Source organism: Tardiphaga sp. 42S5 (assembly GCF_034044155.1).
Lineage (GTDB): Bacteria > Pseudomonadota > Alphaproteobacteria > Rhizobiales > Xanthobacteraceae > Tardiphaga > Tardiphaga robiniae.
Window position 1 is genome coordinate 1,672,483 of record NZ_CP139027.1, and the last position, 15,230, is coordinate 1,687,712.

The following is a 15,230-nucleotide window of genomic DNA, read 5'->3' on the forward strand; positions in this document are numbered from 1 at the left end:
GCGCTTGCGCCGGGACTCGCGGTGATGCGAATCTGACTTCGGTTACGCCGTTCGCGAGGAATTCGCGGCAGCGATCGTCAAAGGATGTGTCAGGAAACAGGAGGGCCGCGCGGCTGCGATGCGCCGCTGATGGCGTCGAGATGGTCGAACTCAGCCTCGGTGATCTGCTGCAGCAGGACGGCGGCCTGCGGCAGCAGAAGAACCGGCGGTGCGGCGAACAGCGCAGTACCGGCCATCGCCATGACGGCGCAGATGGCGCAGGGATCGGCGGCGCGGTGATGGTGGTCAGTGTCCGGAGCAGACGGTGTTTGCGCAATGTCGTTGGCCGAGAGTGCCAAGGCAGCGTCGAGAGGGGCCGCGTGGACGGTCCCGCCATGGACGTGTCCGAATGACAGAACGAGCTGCACCGCCAGCGCGAACAGCGCCAGCTTTGCCCCATGTCTGATATTCGCGCGAAACCACTTCATGCCGACAGGCTGCCCCGGCATCGGTCGGCGGAGAGGTCTGCCAGCACCGATGTTATAATGTAACATCGCGCGATAGGCGGCCGGGTGTCAACGGCCAGTCATCTCCGGACACAGAAACCCGACCTGCTGTGTGATTATCGCCACGCTGCCTTCTTACCTTGTAACTTGCCTCCCGCCGTTTCTGCTAAGCTATGCGGAACGGTGGCAGGCGGGAGACCGAGTAACCTGAGGGACACCAAGCCCGTGGGAGAGCGCGGGTCCTTGCTTGCCGTTCCATCGAACCCGAACAGTCGCTTGGGCCGCTCAGCAAGCCCGGTTGCGCAAGGATGGGATCAGATGGACGCGATTTATGTTGGCATCGATGTGTCGAAGGATCGGTTGGACGTGGCGATGCGTCCGGGCGGTGAGAGTTTTGCGGTTGCCCGCAATGGTGCGGGGATCGATGATCTGATCGCGCGGCTGAAAGCGCGACCGCCACTGGTGGTGGCGATCGAGGCGACCGGCGGCTTCGAGACGGTGGTCGCCGCAGGATTGGCCGGCGCCGATCTGCCTGTGGTGGTGGTCAATCCGGCACAGGTGCGCGCCTTTGCCAACGCCCTCGGCAAGCGCGCCAAGACCGATCCGATCGATGCCATGGTGATCGCGCATTTTACCGAGGCGACCAAACCGCAACTGCGGCCGCTTCCCGATGCCACGACGCGGCTGCTAGCCGATCTGGTGGCGCGTCGGCGCCAGATCGTTGAGATGATGGCCGCGGAAGGCCAGCGTGCGCGGCGCGTCAGCAATCCGCGCCTGAAGAAGAGCATCGCCCGGCTCCACAAGGCACTGGAGAAGGAGTTGTCCGAACTGGACGACGACATCGGCGATCACGTGCGGGGATCGCCGGCCTGGGCCGAGAAAGAAGACTTGCTGGCGTCGGTGCCCGGCATCGGTCCGACCATCGCGCGCAGCCTGATTGCCGAACTGCCGGAGCTCGGCACACTCGATCGTCGTCAGATTGCGGCTCTCGCCGGTTTGGCGCCATGGACCCGGCAATCCGGCCAGTGGCGCGGCAAGAGCTTCATCGGCGGCGGCCGGGCCAATGTACGCCGCGTGTTGTTCATGGGAGCGATGGTGGCCGCCCGCTTCAATCCGCAGCTCAAACTGTTCCGCGACAAGCTCGTCGCCGCCGGCAAGCCCAAGCTCGTCGCTATCATCGCCGTCGCCCGCAAGCTGCTCACCATCCTCAACGCTATCCTGCGAGACAAGACCCCATGGCAGCATCAAAACGCTTGACCAAAAAGACAGTCGCTCTCCCCGCTTGCGGGGAGAGGGAAGAAGCTACCGGCTCTCTCTCAGCCATGTCGCGGCAAACGCGCCCAGCAGCAACAGTAAACCGATCAACCCTGCGAACACCGGTAGCACGCCGACGCCGCGGACCACGCTGGCATCGCGCATATGCACGCCCATCCAGCCGTCGCCGCGGAATACGGTCGAGGAGCGCACCGGCACGATACGCGGTAGCTCGATGCCCGAGCCTTCATTGATCCGTCGGGCGTCGCCGCCACTGGCCTGCGCCAGCGGCTTCAACATCTCGGTGGTCGAGGTGACCTCGGAGAATTCCTTCGGGTTGATCGGGCCGACATTGATCAGCGCCTTCAGCGTGCCGTCGGTGGCCTGCCACAGGCCGAGTTCATCGGCCGGCGTGGTCGCACGCCACAGTCCGGGCTCGCCGGCTGACAGCGTCAATTCGCGAGTCTTGCCCGATGGTGAGGTCACCGTCACGGGCTGCACCGCGTCGCCCATGGTCTGGCGCAGCACAACGAGATCCTTGCCCTGACTCTGCAGCTTCAGCGCTTCCTCGTCGAGATCCGGCTGCTTCATCAGCCAGTGCGACGTCCGCCGCAGCAGATCGAGATGCGGGCCGCCGCCCTCATAGCCGCGCGCCCACAGCCAGATGTGATCCGACAGCAGCAGTGCGACGCGGCCTTCGCCGGAACGCGACAGCAGCAGCAGCGGCTGACCGTCGGCACCGGTCATCACAGGGGGGGTGGTGGTGTTGCGGGTCTCGACGGTGCGGAAGAAGCGGCTCCATTTCGGCGGTTCGGAATTGGAGCCTTCGAGCCCGCGCGTCACCGGGTGACGCTTACCGATATCGCTGAGATGCGCATAGAACGGCTTCTCGCTGACACCGACGGGTTCGGCAGGGAGCACCGAATCCAGCGGTGTGCGCCAGATCGACGTGTTCGACGCATAGTCGGGACCAGCCGACACCAGCACGGCGCCGCCAGCGCGGACATAGCGCGCGATATTGTCGAAATAGGCGATCGGCAGCACGCCCTGGCGGGCATAGCGATCGAAGATGATCAGCTGGAATTCGTGAATCTTCTGCTGGAACAGCTCGCGGGTCGGGAAGGCGATCAACGACAGTTCGTTGATCGGCGTGCCGTCCTGCTTCTCCGGCGGGCGCAAAATCGTGAAGTGGACGAGATCGATCGACGCATCGGACTTCAGCAGGTTGCGCCAGGTGCGTTCGCCGGAGTGCGGCTCGCCCGACACCAGCAGCACGCGGAGTTTGTCGCGCACGCCGTCGATGGCGACCACGGCGCGGTTGTTGACCAGTGTCAGTTCATTATCGAGCGGCGAGGCTTCGATCTCGACGATGTTCGGGCCGGCATGCTTGATGTCGATATCGACTGATACGGTCTGGCCCGACAGCACCGTGCGCTCGCTCAGCGTATCACCGTCGCGGCGGATGGCGACGCGGGCGCGTTCGCCGGTGACGCCCTGATCGTCGAGGCGGAATGTGACGCGCTGCGACTGGCCGACGATGCCAAATCTGGGAGCAGCCGTGATGGCGATGCGGCGATCACGCTCGTCCTTGCGGCCGGTGATCAGCGCATGGACCGGCGCATTGAAGCCGAGACCCGCGACATTGGCCGGGATGTCATGGACGCGGCCGTCGGTGATCAGGAAGGCGCCGGCGACGCGGTCGGTCGGGACGTCGGAGAGCGCCGATGAGAGAGCGCCGAACAATTTGGTGCCGTCGGTCTCACCGTCAGCCTGTCCGGCTTCGACGACACGAACTTCGAGGCCCTTGACCTGCTTCAGCCGATCAACAAGTTGCTTCTGCGCTTCCTCGGTCTCCTTGGTGCGCTCGCCGAAATTCTGGCTCGGGCTCTTGTCGATGACGACGGCGGCGACCGAGGACAGCGGCTCACGCTCCTCGCGCGTGAAGGAGGGGTTGGCCAGCGCCAGCAGGATCAGCGTCAGCGCCACCACACGCACGGCGGCGCCGCGCGCACGGCCGAACAACAGCAACGCAGATATCACCACGATGGCCGCGAGGCCGATCCACAGCACGATGGTCGGGACGAGAGGCGTAAACGCGATGCCGTATTGCATGTCGCGCTCCTACTGTCCGAGACGTTCGATGAGTGCGGGCGCGTGCACCTGATCGGCCTTGTAGTTGCCGGTCAGCGTATACATCACGATGTTGACGCCGGCGCGGAACGCAAATTCGCGCTGCCGCGGTTCGCCGGGCGTCAGTGGCAGCATCGGCTGGCCATCGGGGCGCATCGCCCAGGCGCCGGCAAGATCGTTCGAGGTGATGATGATCGGCGACACGCCGTCGCCGCCACGAGCCGGACGCGAGGCAGCGTCATCGCCGTCGTCGCGCGGCAGCGTCTCGACCCAGGTCGGTCCGGAATTGAAGCGGCCGGGGAAGTCGCGCAGCAGATAGAAGGTCTTGGTCAGGACGTGTTCGCGCGGCACCGGCTCAAGCTCGGGCACATCCAGCGAGGACAGGATATTGCGCAGCGTCAGCATGCCGGGCGTCTGCGACTCGCCATTCGGTCCGGGCGGGGCTTCGACGGCATCGCGGGTGTCGAACAGCACCGTGCCACCTTGCTTCATGTAAGCGTCGATGCGGTTGATGGCCTCCTGCGGCGGCTTGGCGGCACCGGGAATGATCGGCCAGTAGATCAGCGGGAAGAAGGAGAGTTCGTCGCGAGAAGGATCGACGCCAACGGGCTCGCCGGCTTCCAGCGCGGTGCGCTGCGCGAGAAACAGCGTGAGGCCGGTCATACCGGACTTGACGATCGAGTCGACGTCGGCATTCCCCGTGACGACATAAGCGAGCCGGGTCTGCGACACGGCCTTGACGGCGAAATCGTCACTGGCTGGATCGGCCCGCGATGGCACCGGCGATCCCATGACGGTGCCGAGCGCGAATGCCACGGCGAGGGCAGCCGAGACGGCACGGCGGCGGAACATCGCGGCGATGGCACCGCCGAGCAGCGCGACGATGATCGCGTCCACCAAAAACAGCGCCAGCGCCGTGGAGAGCAGGATGCCGCGGAGGTCGCGCGGTTCAGCATTGGTGTAGCTGGCGCGGTTGGCCTTCAGGCCTGAGAAATCGATAGGCTCGATGCGATCGGCCGATGCCAGTGCATTCACTGCGAGCGGACCATCGGCAGGGCCATAGAAGCCCGGCGGGTGATCGAGCGTGGCGCGGTCGCGATAGTCAGCGGCGAGCGGCTTGGCCGTCGATGGCGGCGGGGTGAAAGCACCGAAACCATCGAGCGTGCGCAGCGGCGCAACCGTTTCCGCGCCAGTCTCGCCGGCGACACCTGCGCCGGGCGTGGACGTATAACCGGAGATATCGACGACCCTGCGCAGCATTTCGACGAAGGTGCCAGACAATGGCAGATCGGACCAGCGCATATCGGCGCTGACATGGAACAGGGTGACGAGACCCTTGCCGCGGCGTTCGCCAGTGACCAGCGGCGTGCCATCGACCAGCGACGCCCAGCTCTTCGAGGCCAGCGCAGCGTTCGGCTCGGCGAGCACCTGACGATTCACTGTGATGTCTTTCGGGACAGGGAGACCGGCGAACGGGCCATCGGCGGCGAAGGACGCCAGATGTTGCGGCTTCTCCCAGGTCAGGCTGCCACCGAGGCTGCGGTCGCCGCGGCGCAGTTTAACCGGGACGAGATCGTCGTCGCCCTGCGCGAGGCGCGGGCCGGCAAAGCGCACCAGCACGCCGCCCGCATCGATCCAAGCATTCAGACGCTCGCGGATTTCCGGTGACAGCGTCCCAACATCGGCCAGCACGATCATCGGCAGTTTCTGATCGAGGAACTGCGTGATCGCCTGCTGCGGCGCGCCGCGATCGCCGAGGCGGACGTCGGCAAATGGCGCCAATGCGCGGGTGAGATAGAAGGTCGAGGCTAGCAGCGGCTGCGCGGTATCGTTGGTCGCGCCCGAGACGATGCCGATGGCACGGCGGCGCCAGCGCTTGTCGAGCAGTTGCACCGCGCCGGCGGAGCGTTCGCCGGTGATTTCAAGCCGCGCGATGTCGTTGCGCAGTTCCACGGGCAGATCGAACGAGGCTTCGGTCTCGCGGTCGTTCGGTGTGAACAGGAACTTGGCTTCGCCAACCGGAGATCCCTTCTGGTCGAGGCCGCGGACCACGCCGCCATCCGGGCCGCCGCTATTGGCGCGCAGCACCTTCACGGTCATTTTCGCCGCGGCATTTTCCGCTGCGACCAGCGCATGGGCCGGCGTGGCGCCGCCGTCATAGATGGTCAGCGTGCGGTCGCTGATGGCCTTGGCGAGACCCTGCGTGAAATCCGCGCCACGGCCGGTGTCAACGCCATCCGAGAGCCAGACGATTTCGCTGTCGCCGGTGGCTTTCAAAAAGCGCTCCAGCGCCGGCAGCGTATCGACGCGGTCGATCGCATAGGGCTTCGGCGAGAGCTGACGCAATGCGACGCGGGCGGTGCCGCCGGGCAGCAGTGTGATGTCGCGGTTCGGTTCCGACAGCGGAACAAGGGCCACGCCGCGGCGATTGCTGTCGGCATTGGCAATCAGCTCATCCGCCGCCTTGACGCGAGCGTCCCAGCTCGCCGCGGCGCTCCAGCCATCGTCCATCAAAATCGCAAGCGGTGCATTGCTGCCGGCCGTGCCGGTCTGCGGATTCCAGATCGGGCCGGCGGCAGCGAAGATGATGAGCGCCGCAGCCAGCAGGCGCAGCAGCGTCAGCCACCAGGGCGAGCGCGAGGGGGTTTCTTCCTTCGGCGTGATATCGAACAGCAGACGTGTCGGCGGAAACGCGATGCGCTGCGGGCGCGGTGGCATCACGCGCAGCAACCACCATAGCACCGGAAGGCTGATCAGGCCGAGCAGCAGCAGCGGTTGGGCGAAGGCGAGCGGAAAGCCACCGATCATGCTGAACGTCCTGCCTTGACCATGCTACCGCCGCCGGCAGATTTGTTGACCATCATGCCGCCATGCAGGAACAGCAGCAGCTCAGCCGCCGAGCGGCTGGTGGTGTGTGTCGAGAACAGCCAGCCGAGCTTGGCGGTCTCGGCGCGGATTTCCTCGCGATGCGCGGCGACGCGCGCCACGTAATCCTCGGCCCAGGTCTGTGCACGGCCGGCAGTGATGACATTGCCGCTTTCGGGCTCGACGAATTCGACGCGGCCGGAATAGGGGAAACTCTCCTCGGCGGGATCGACGACCTGCACCAGTGCGCCATGCGCGCCGGATGACGACAAACCGGCCAGCATCTCCTTGATCTCCGGCATCGGCGACCAGAAGTCGCCGAGCACTACGATCTCCGCCAGCGCCGACGGGACGAAGGACGGCGGCAGGCTGGCGCGGTTTGTCGTGTCGTGCAGCATCGCCTGCGCCATCTTGTCGATGACGCTGCGGCTCGAGGTTGGATTCATCAGGCCGGGCACGCCGACGCGTTCACCGCCAGCCACCAGCAATTCAGCTAGTGCGAAGGTGACGATAAGGGCTCGTTCGAGCTTGCTGTCGCGCGCGCCCTTGGAGGCAAAGGCCATCGACAGCGACCGGTCGGGCCACAGCCAGACTGTGTGCGCGGCTTCCCATTCCTGCTCGCGGACATACAAATGATCGTCGCGCGCCGAACGGCGCCAGTCGACATTCTGCGACGGTTCGCCGGAGACGAAGCGGCGATATTGCCAGAAACTTTCGCCATGGCCGGCGCGGCGCCGACCATGCAGGCCATGGATGACGGTCGCAGCAATGCGCCGGGCCTCCAGCACCAGACGCGGCAGCGATGCAGCAAGCGTACGGCTTTCGCCATCGGCGCGGCGGACTGCTGTGATCTCCTGCGTGGCGTGATCCGGCGCTGCGGCCATCAACCGATCCGCGACTTGAGCTGACGGATGACGTCGGGGACTGTACGACCTTCGGCACGCGCCGAGAAGGTCAGCGCCATACGATGCTTCAGGATCGGCTCGGCGAGATAGAGCACGTCGTCGATCGACGGCGCGAGACGGCCATCGAGCAATGCACGGGCACGCACTGCCAGCATCAGCGACTGTGACGCGCGAGGACCTGGGCCCCAGGCGATCAGCTTGCTGGCATCGCCTGCGTCCGGTCCCGGACGTGCCGAGCGCACCAATGTAAGAATCGCTTCGACCACGCTGTCGCCGACCGGCAGACGGCGGATTAGGCGCTGCGCGGTAATCAGCGTTTCAGCGGTCACGGCAGCCTTGGCGATGGTTTCTTCGGCGCCGGTGGTTTCGAACAGGATGCGGCGTTCAGCATCGCGATCCGGATAATCGACGTCGATCTCCATCAGGAAGCGATCGAGCTGCGCTTCCGGCAGCGGATAGGTGCCTTCCTGTTCCAGCGGATTCTGCGTGGCCAGCACATGGAACGGCTTCGGCAGATCGTGCCGGGCGCCGGCGACGGTGATGTGCTGTTCCTGCATCGCCTGTAGCAATGCGGATTGCGTGCGCGGCGAGGCACGGTTGATTTCGTCGGCCATCAGCAGCTGTGCGAAGACAGGTCCCGAGATGAAGCGGAACGAGCGCTTGCCGGCGACGCTCTCGTCCAGCACTTCGGCGCCGAGAATGTCTGAAGGCATCAGGTCGGGGGTGAACTGGATGCGCTTGGCATCGAGGCCGAGCGTGACGCCCAGCGTTTCCACCAGCTTGGTTTTGGCGAGGCCCGGAACACCGATCAGCAGCGCATGGCCGCCGGACAGGATGGTCACCAGCGTGTTTTCGACGACGCGTTCCTGGCCGAAGATGACAGTGGAGATAGCTTCCTTGGCGGCGCGCATCTGGCCAGCCACCTGTTCCGCGGAGCGGACAATCACGTCTTCGAGTTTCTCGACACTGTCAACGCCAGCCATCCATTGCTCCTTCGGGTGAACGGCGCCTGAAATACGCCGCCGCATTTGTCGTCACGCCATCTTAGTATTCCATGGACCTGATGCTAAACTTAAGCGAAGGCCATGTATTTGTTGAATTAAACTATCCCCACAATATCGGGATGCGGCTATGAACTGCATCACGTTGTGGCGAGTTTGAATGTGACACCGCACGTTTCAAGACTTGAGGTTCAAGACTTGCACCAAACGTGCCAAATGGCAGTGGTAAAGTCAGGGCAAACAATGGCGAAGCAAGGGCAGATCGCAAATCAGGGGCTGGATGGCCTGACCACTGCGGCGAGGGATGCGGCGGCCAACGGTAAAGCCGGCAAGGGCCTGCCGCCGGTGCATCTGTGGAATCCGCCATTCTGCGGCGATCTCGACATGCGAATCGCTGGCGATGGTACGTGGTTCTATTTGGGAACGCCGATCGGCCGGCCCGCATTGGTGCGGTTGTTCTCAACGATCCTGAAGCGTGAGGGCGGCAAGCACTTTCTCGTGACCCCCGTGGAGAAGGTCGGCATCACCGTGGACGATGCCCCATTTCTCGCCGTCGAGATGCTCAAGGAGCAGGACACGCGTGGCACGGTGTTGAAGTTTCGCACCAATGTGGACGATTGGGTGGAGTGTGACAGCATACACCGGCTACGATTCGAGATGGCTGAAGACGGCGGGCTGACGCCCTACCTGCATGTCCGCAGTGACCTGTGGGCCAAGGTGACGCGGGCGGTCTATTACGATCTGGTTGACATGGGCGAGGAGCGGATGGTCGATGGTACTGCGATGTTCGGCATCGCCTCCGCGGGCGCGTTTTTCGCCATGGCCGATGCGGAGCAGGTCAGGGAAGCTACATAAGTGAGCCGATTGAAGTGAGCCGGGCGAATGAGCCGATGCTGAAGACCGACGCGGATGCCGCGGATATCGGTTCAGTTGAATTTTTCAAGCGGGCGAAGGCACGCCTGAATTTCGATGTGCCCGAGGGGCTCACCGACGCCAGCATCATTCCCGTCACCGGCGATGCCGGCAACGACCGCATGATCCAGATTGTGGCGCAGGAGCGGCCGATCCGTCCGGCCGCGGTCCTGATCGGCGTCGTCGAACACGAACAGCCAACCGTGCTGCTCACCCAGCGCTCCGCGCATCTCAACGATCATGCCGGACAGATCTCGTTTCCCGGTGGCAAGATCGATCCGACCGATGCCTCGCCGCTGGACGCCGCGTTGCGTGAGGCCGAGGAGGAAATCGGTCTCGATCGCTCCTTCGTCGAGCCGATCGGCTATCTCGATCTCTATGCGACCGGCTTCGGCTTTCGAATCCTGCCGACGCTGGCGCGTGTGAAGCCAGGCTTCAATCTGAAGATCAACGAGAACGAGGTCGAAAGCGCCTTTGAAGTGCCGCTGGCGTTTCTGATGGACCCCGCCAATCATCAGCTGCACAGCAAGGAATTCCGCGGCATGGAGCGGTCCTATTACGCGATGCCGTTCGCCGAACGTTATATCTGGGGCGCTACCGCAGGCATCCTGCGCGTGCTGTATGAACGGATCGTGCTCACATGATCCGTCCGGTTCTGACCGAAGTCGGCATTTTCCTCATCCCGTTTGCGCTCTATGCCATTTTCCTGATCGCGACCAAAAATGGTGTGACACTGAAATCGTCATGGCCGATGCCGGTGATGATCAGGCTCGCCATCGCCGCCGCCGTGCTGGTGATCGTGAGCCTCGTGCTGCTGGCGCAGTTTTCCGGCGCGCCGCCGGGATCGACCTATGTCCCGGCGCATATCGAAAACGGCAGGCTCGTCCCCGGGGTCGAAAAATGAGCGTGCGCAAACTGCCCGACGCGCCGTGGCTCACGTCAGGACCGTCCGGGCAGGTGCTGGCGCTGCTCAACGGCGATGGCGAGGAAGCCCGCGCGGTCGGCGGCGCCGTGCGCAACGCTCTGATGAAATTGCCAGTGGGCGAAATCGATATAGCCACGACGGCCATGCCCGATGAAGTGATCCGCCGCGCCAAGGCGGCCCATATCAAGAGCGTACCGACGGGCATTGAGCACGGTACGGTGACGCTGGTGGTCGATGGCGCACCGTTCGAGGTCACGACATTGCGCGAAGACGTCGAGACCTTTGGCCGCAAGGCCAAGGTGGCGTTCGGGCGCGACTGGAAGCACGATGCCGAACGACGTGATTTCACGATGAACGGTCTTTCCGCATCCATCGACGGCGTAGTGCACGATCATGTCGGCGGCCTGTCCGATCTCGATGCCCGGCGGGTGCGCTTCATCGGCGATCCCGATAGGCGCATCGCCGAAGACTATCTGCGCATTCTCAGGTTCTTCCGCATTCATGCCGCCTATGGCGCCGGGGTACCGGATCGCGAAGGTTATCTCGCCAGCATTCGCGGCCGCGATGGACTGGCGGGAATATCGGCCGAGCGTATCAGGATGGAGTTGCTCAAGCTGCTGGTGGCCGATGGGGCCTTCGGGGCGGTGGATGCGATGGTCGATGCCGGCCTGATGCTACGGATCGCGGGCGGCGTCACCTACAAGGGACCGTTCGCCGCAATGATCACCATCGAGCAGGCTCTGGGGCAGAAACCTGATGCGGTTCTGCGGCTTGGCGCGCTCGGCGTGGCCGTCACCGAGGATGCGCGGCGACTAGCTCAAAAGCTGCGGCTGTCCAATGACGAAACCAAGGCACTGGATTCGATGGGCCATCGCTGGTGGCGGCTGAAGGGCACGGACGAATCCCATGCCCGGCGGCGGCTCTATCGGCTCGGCGAAGCCCGTTATCGCAACCGCATGATGCTGGCCTGGGCGCGCGCTGGCCGCGAAGCCGACAGCGAGGCCTGGAAGGCGCTCGTAACCTTGCCGGAGCGGTGGACTCCGCCGGTGTTTCCGCTCAGGGCCGCCGACTTCATGGCGCGCGGCATCGCCAAGGGGCCGGCGCTCGGCCATGTTCTGGCGCTGGCGGAAGATGCCTGGCTGGCGCTGGACTTTCCGATGGAGGTCGATGTGTTGACTGTTATCGCCGACCAGACGATTGCGCGATTCAAGCACGACCATCAGCTCTAAGTCTCGACGGTACCATGAAGCACGTCATTCGCCCCGGTTCTGCCGATATCAGCGATGATGCCGACGTCGTTGTGCCGTGGTGGAGTTTCACCAAGACGCTGATTGCCGCCGCGGCACTGACCATGGTGCGTGATGGACAGTTGGCTCTGGATGATGCGTTGCCGGGCGAGTCCTTTGCGCTCCGCCAGTCGTTGCAGCATCGCGCCGGTCTGGCGGATTACGGTTCACTTCCCGCCTACCATGCGGCTGTCGCTGCCAATGAAGACGCGTGGCCGGTGGACCGGCTGCTGCATTCAGTTTCTGCTCTGCATGCCGAAATTGAGCCGGGCCATTTTGCCTATTCGAATGTCGGCTATTTGCTGGTCAGGCAGCATCTCGAACAAGTGAGCGGGTTGACCCTCGATGCGCTGATGCAACGGCGATTGTTCGAATCGCTCGGTGTGGTCGGGCCGCGCATCGCCGATCAACGCAGCGATCTCGCCGATGTCCGGATGGGCAATGCGCAGTCTTACGATCCGCGCTGGGTCTATCACGGGCTGGCGGTCGGGACATTGCGCGATGCCGCAATGCTGTTGCACCGCTTGATGACGACGGACTTGCTGCCTGTGGGGCTGCGCGACGAGATGTGCCACGGAATCGCAGTGGGTGATCCCGGTACAGGACGTCCGTGGCAACACGCGGCTTACGGCCTTGGCGTTATGGCTGGAACGACAACCAGTAATTTACGCGTCGTCGGGCATACCGGCGGAGGTCCGGGCAGTGGCATCGCCGTCTATCATTGTCCCGAACATGCGCAAGCAACCGTTGCGGTCTTCGCGACCGACGGTGCTGCAGGCAATATCGAGGCGGACGCGTTCAAACTCGGTCTGCAAAGATGAGCAACAAGCCGCCGCCGGACATTTGCGCCCGGCGGCGGACGGCCTGATCAGGCCACCTTGCTCTTGTGCTCTTCTTCTTCGTCGTCGTGTTCTTCAGTCTCGTCCTCTTCGCTCTCGTCTTCGTCGTCATGCGGGATGACGAGGGCGAGTTCGAGCACGGCACGCGGAAGGGTCTCGCGGAACAGATCGCCTTCCTCGCCCAGCCAGATGCATTCGATGTTGTCGCCGTCAACGTCGGCCACGGTCAGCGGGCAACCGCCCGACTTCAGCATGACGACATCGCCTGATTTCAATTCCATGGTCGGCTCCCGAAATGTGTTTGACGCGCACTGAGTCTAGCTCCGCGTCATGACAGGCCGAACACGGGGATGTTTCTGTCAGCTATTTTTGGTGAAGCAGTTTTGCGAGTTCCGCGCCGAGGCCGACGCTCTCCAGCGCAGGCGGCGGGCTGCTGTCGAGACCTTTCGCTGCTGCGGCGATCACGGCACGCGTGCCGGTTTCGACGGAACACAAGACGGGTACCGGCACGTCAGCTTGGATGCGAGACGCAAGGCCGGCGAGCGCAGCGCCGCCAAGGATCACGACCTCGGCCCCATCGTCCGTGGCACAGGCCGTGCAGGCGCTGGCGAGCGCGGCCAGTGCTGCATCGGGATTCCGAGCGATATCGCCGCCGGTCGGTGCGATGGTGCGCACCTTGGCGAGCTTGTCGGCCAAGCCGATACTTCCGACGAACTCCCGGAGCATCGGCCCCCACAGCGCGCCGCCGGTGACGATGGCGAAACGCCCGCGTCTGGACGCCTCGATGCAGGACGCTTCGGCCATGCCGACCACGGGAACGTCTGCAATTTCGCGCAGCGCCAGTAGGCCGGGGTCGCCGAAACAGGCGAGGTAGACCGCATCGCAGCCGGCGCCATGAGAAGCATAGGCGTCGAGCGCCGCATGGCCTGCGATGGCCGCCGAGGCGCGCGTCGAAATATAGCGCGCGCCGAACCGGCCCGTCACCGGCACGAAGTCGGCGTCCTTGCCGGCGACGGCTTCGACGTGCTGTTTCACCAGCGTGGTGACGCTCTCGGTGGTGTTGGGATTGATCAGCAGGATGCGCACGGGATCGGCTCTCGATGAGTCCGTCCACTATAGGCGTCAGTGCGAGAAATGCACGGCGATCATCGAAACGCACGCGGGCGCATGAGACGTGCCGCCCACGCCGTCCTAGCTGTCGGCGCCATAATAGGCTTCGCTGCGGACGATCTGGTGATCGGCATCGAAATCCATCATCTCGCACGCCCGGGTCGGTCCACTGGGCAGCGGCGCGCTCCACCAGACCGTCAGGCGCTGTAACGCGCCGTCCCAGGCGGCGCTCTCCAAGGTGAGATGTGGCTCGGATAGCCCGCCATAGGCGGCGTGCCAGTAGGTGCGAATGGCGTCGCGTCCCTTTATGGTGGATGATCCCGCCAGTTTCGTTGCCAGCGGGCTGCGCATCTCACCTTCGGGAGCAAAATGATTAACGATCGTATCGATCGCGAGCCGATTCCAATTTGCAGCCCATTGCTGCGCGAATGCCATTGCGTCCTGCCGCGTCAACATGAGTCCCGTCTCCCTGTCGTGAGCCTTCGATGAGCCCATCTCCCAGAAAACCTAGCATCGCCGTTTCTCAAGTCAATGTTATTGACCTGAAAAAACTCGATCCGCTCGATGATGCGCTGGCGCTGATGTATTTCGGATGGCGCGGGATGACGCGCGCGGCTGACGAATATCTGGCAACGGTCGGCCTGTCGCGGGTCCACCATCGCATTCTCTATGCCGTGCTGCGCGGCGACGGCATCACGATGTCGGATTTGCTGACGATCCTGCAGATTTCGAAACAGGCGCTGCATCGGCCTATGAAGCAGTTGTTCGATGAGGGCTATGTGGCCGTCAAGCGCGATCCGGCGCGGCATCGTTTCAAGATTCTTGAACTGACGCCGGCCGGCCGCGCGGTCGAGCGCATCGCATCCGGTCATGAGCGCAAGATCATGGCCCGCGCCTTTAAGAAGGCGGGGGCGGGCAGCCAGGCGGCATGGTCGGCGGTGATGGCGGAGGCGGCGCGCGACTAGCCAAGTTCAAGTCTTTAGGTCAATAATGTTGACTTGATAGGCAAGCTCTGCCATCCCGGTCCCATAACAAGGATGTTCACGGGATGGCGGAGGCAAACATGACAACTGAGATTGATGACGCGAGCAGCGGCCTGAAGCTTGTGCAGCAGGCCTTCGCCGCAGGCGGATTTGCGCGCGGCATCGGCCGCACACTCGGCATCAGGGGCGAGTCCGCGGAGCAGGGCAAGGTTGTGCTGGTCGGCTCGCCGAACGAGGATCACTACAATCCGCTCGGAACGGTCCATGGGGGTTACGCAGCCACGATGTTAGATGGCGCCATCGCGCTGGCGGTGCAGACCTCGCTGCCAGCAGGAACCGGTTACGCGACGCTCGATCTCAAGGTCACCTATATTCGTGCCATGACGGCTGCATCAGGGCCGATCCGCGCCGAAGGCCGTATTATTCACATGGGACGCAGGATGGCCGCGACGGAGGGTACACTGACCGACAAGGATGGCAGGCTTTGCGCCCATGCCACCGCCACCTGCATGATCACGGGAAAAGACTAGAGCGT

General features: G+C 64.0%; 16 protein-coding genes. 8 read left to right on the forward strand and 8 right to left on the reverse strand.

The genetic code is table 11. The annotated features are described in order from the left end of the window. Window positions 1-89 precede the first annotated feature (89 nt). Window positions 90-467: a DUF2946 domain-containing protein gene (locus tag SFY93_RS07795; RefSeq protein ID WP_320446651.1), complete on the reverse strand. Its 378-nt coding sequence runs from the start codon at window positions 465-467 to the stop codon at window positions 90-92. A gap of 336 nt (window positions 468-803) precedes the next feature. Between SFY93_RS07795 and SFY93_RS07800 the strand changes: the two genes are divergently transcribed. After that, window positions 804-1,742 (forward strand): IS110 family RNA-guided transposase, encoded by a 939-nt coding sequence (locus tag SFY93_RS07800; protein ID WP_320444434.1) that lies wholly within the window; start codon window positions 804-806, stop codon window positions 1,740-1,742. A gap of 45 nt (window positions 1,743-1,787) precedes the next feature. Here SFY93_RS07800 and SFY93_RS07805 read toward each other — a convergent pair whose 3' ends face one another. Genes SFY93_RS07805 through SFY93_RS07820 form a run of 4 tightly spaced genes read right to left on the reverse strand, consistent with a single transcriptional unit; the run spans window position 1,788 to window position 8,622 of the window. After that, complete coding sequence (locus tag SFY93_RS07805) at window positions 1,788-3,851, reverse strand: hypothetical protein (protein WP_320446652.1); 2,064 nt, start codon at window positions 3,849-3,851, stop codon at window positions 1,788-1,790. A 9-nt stretch (window positions 3,852-3,860) separates the two neighbouring features. Then, a complete protein-coding gene (locus SFY93_RS07810; protein ID WP_320447716.1) occupies window positions 3,861-6,674 on the reverse strand; it encodes a DUF4159 domain-containing protein in 2,814 nt (937 codons plus the stop codon). Beyond that, entirely contained in the window at window positions 6,674-7,618 is a 945-nt protein-coding gene (locus SFY93_RS07815; RefSeq protein ID WP_320446653.1) for a DUF58 domain-containing protein, read from the reverse strand. Before SFY93_RS07815 ends, SFY93_RS07810 begins: the two co-directional genes overlap by 1 nt. Next, a complete protein-coding gene (locus SFY93_RS07820; RefSeq protein WP_320446654.1) occupies window positions 7,618-8,622 on the reverse strand; it encodes an AAA family ATPase in 1,005 nt (334 codons plus the stop codon). The genes SFY93_RS07815 and SFY93_RS07820 overlap by 1 nt, the downstream gene beginning before the upstream one ends. Before the next feature lie 261 nt (window positions 8,623-8,883). Here SFY93_RS07820 and SFY93_RS07825 point away from each other — a divergent pair, with 261 nt between their 5' ends. The 5 genes from SFY93_RS07825 to SFY93_RS07845 are packed head-to-tail and all read left to right on the forward strand — an operon-like array spanning window position 8,884 to window position 12,584. Beyond that, a complete protein-coding gene (locus SFY93_RS07825; protein ID WP_120288354.1) occupies window positions 8,884-9,495 on the forward strand; it encodes a DUF1285 domain-containing protein in 612 nt (203 codons plus the stop codon). A 35-nt stretch (window positions 9,496-9,530) separates the two neighbouring features. Continuing rightward, a complete protein-coding gene (locus SFY93_RS07830) occupies window positions 9,531-10,196 on the forward strand; it encodes a CoA pyrophosphatase (protein WP_320446655.1) in 666 nt (221 codons plus the stop codon). Further along, a complete protein-coding gene (locus SFY93_RS07835) occupies window positions 10,193-10,456 on the forward strand; it encodes a DUF6111 family protein (RefSeq protein WP_089262546.1) in 264 nt (87 codons plus the stop codon). Before SFY93_RS07830 ends, SFY93_RS07835 begins: the two co-directional genes overlap by 4 nt. Next, window positions 10,453-11,706 (forward strand): CCA tRNA nucleotidyltransferase, encoded by a 1,254-nt coding sequence (locus SFY93_RS07840; protein WP_320446656.1) that lies wholly within the window; start codon window positions 10,453-10,455, stop codon window positions 11,704-11,706. The genes SFY93_RS07835 and SFY93_RS07840 overlap by 4 nt, the downstream gene beginning before the upstream one ends. 14 nt (window positions 11,707-11,720) lie before the next feature. Then, window positions 11,721-12,584, forward strand: a complete 864-nt coding sequence (locus SFY93_RS07845; RefSeq protein WP_320446657.1) for a serine hydrolase domain-containing protein — start codon at window positions 11,721-11,723, stop codon at window positions 12,582-12,584. 47 nt (window positions 12,585-12,631) lie between these two features. Here the strand turns inward: SFY93_RS07845 and SFY93_RS07850 are convergent, their stop codons facing one another. The 3 genes from SFY93_RS07850 to SFY93_RS07860 form a co-directional block, all read right to left on the reverse strand. Beyond that, window positions 12,632-12,883, reverse strand: coding sequence for a YodC family protein (locus SFY93_RS07850; RefSeq protein ID WP_120288359.1), 252 nt, complete (start codon window positions 12,881-12,883; stop codon window positions 12,632-12,634). Between the two features lie 82 nt (window positions 12,884-12,965). Next, window positions 12,966-13,688 (reverse strand): aspartate/glutamate racemase family protein, encoded by a 723-nt coding sequence (locus SFY93_RS07855; RefSeq protein WP_320446658.1) that lies wholly within the window; start codon window positions 13,686-13,688, stop codon window positions 12,966-12,968. Between the two features lie 105 nt (window positions 13,689-13,793). Then, entirely contained in the window at window positions 13,794-14,168 is a 375-nt protein-coding gene (locus SFY93_RS07860) for a nuclear transport factor 2 family protein (protein WP_320446659.1), read from the reverse strand. Between the two features lie 29 nt (window positions 14,169-14,197). Here SFY93_RS07860 and SFY93_RS07865 point away from each other — a divergent pair, with 29 nt between their 5' ends. Together SFY93_RS07865 and SFY93_RS07870 are read left to right on the forward strand one after the other, a co-directional pair. Then, window positions 14,198-14,677, forward strand: coding sequence for a MarR family winged helix-turn-helix transcriptional regulator (locus SFY93_RS07865; RefSeq protein WP_320446660.1), 480 nt, complete (start codon window positions 14,198-14,200; stop codon window positions 14,675-14,677). Between the two features lie 98 nt (window positions 14,678-14,775). Continuing rightward, complete coding sequence (locus SFY93_RS07870; RefSeq protein ID WP_320446661.1) at window positions 14,776-15,225, forward strand: PaaI family thioesterase; 450 nt, start codon at window positions 14,776-14,778, stop codon at window positions 15,223-15,225. Window positions 15,226-15,230: the final 5 nt, after the last annotated feature.

What these genes read in the sequence shown, in the direction of transcription:
- SFY93_RS07840 (WP_320446656.1), top strand. Translation starts at nt 10,453, where the DNA reads ATGAGCGTGCGCAAACTGCCCGACGCGCCGTGGCTCACGTCAGGACCG.
- SFY93_RS07845 (WP_320446657.1), top strand. Translation starts at nt 11,721, where the DNA reads ATGAAGCACGTCATTCGCCCCGGTTCTGCCGATATCAGCGATGATGCC.
- SFY93_RS07850 (WP_120288359.1), bottom strand. Translation starts at nt 12,883, where the DNA reads ATGGAATTGAAATCAGGCGATGTCGTCATGCTGAAGTCGGGCGGTTGC.
- SFY93_RS07815 (WP_320446653.1), bottom strand. Translation starts at nt 7,618, where the DNA reads ATGGCCGCAGCGCCGGATCACGCCACGCAGGAGATCACAGCAGTCCGC.
- SFY93_RS07860 (WP_320446659.1), bottom strand. Translation starts at nt 14,168, where the DNA reads ATGTTGACGCGGCAGGACGCAATGGCATTCGCGCAGCAATGGGCTGCA.
- SFY93_RS07865 (WP_320446660.1), top strand. Translation starts at nt 14,198, where the DNA reads ATGAGCCCATCTCCCAGAAAACCTAGCATCGCCGTTTCTCAAGTCAAT.
- SFY93_RS07820 (WP_320446654.1), bottom strand. Translation starts at nt 8,622, where the DNA reads ATGGCTGGCGTTGACAGTGTCGAGAAACTCGAAGACGTGATTGTCCGC.
- SFY93_RS07805 (WP_320446652.1), bottom strand. Translation starts at nt 3,851, where the DNA reads ATGCAATACGGCATCGCGTTTACGCCTCTCGTCCCGACCATCGTGCTG.
- SFY93_RS07825 (WP_120288354.1), top strand. Translation starts at nt 8,884, where the DNA reads ATGGCGAAGCAAGGGCAGATCGCAAATCAGGGGCTGGATGGCCTGACC.
- SFY93_RS07870 (WP_320446661.1), top strand. Translation starts at nt 14,776, where the DNA reads ATGACAACTGAGATTGATGACGCGAGCAGCGGCCTGAAGCTTGTGCAG.
- SFY93_RS07830 (WP_320446655.1), top strand. Translation starts at nt 9,531, where the DNA reads ATGCTGAAGACCGACGCGGATGCCGCGGATATCGGTTCAGTTGAATTT.
- SFY93_RS07800 (WP_320444434.1), top strand. Translation starts at nt 804, where the DNA reads ATGGACGCGATTTATGTTGGCATCGATGTGTCGAAGGATCGGTTGGAC.
- SFY93_RS07835 (WP_089262546.1), top strand. Translation starts at nt 10,193, where the DNA reads ATGATCCGTCCGGTTCTGACCGAAGTCGGCATTTTCCTCATCCCGTTT.
- SFY93_RS07795 (WP_320446651.1), bottom strand. Translation starts at nt 467, where the DNA reads ATGAAGTGGTTTCGCGCGAATATCAGACATGGGGCAAAGCTGGCGCTG.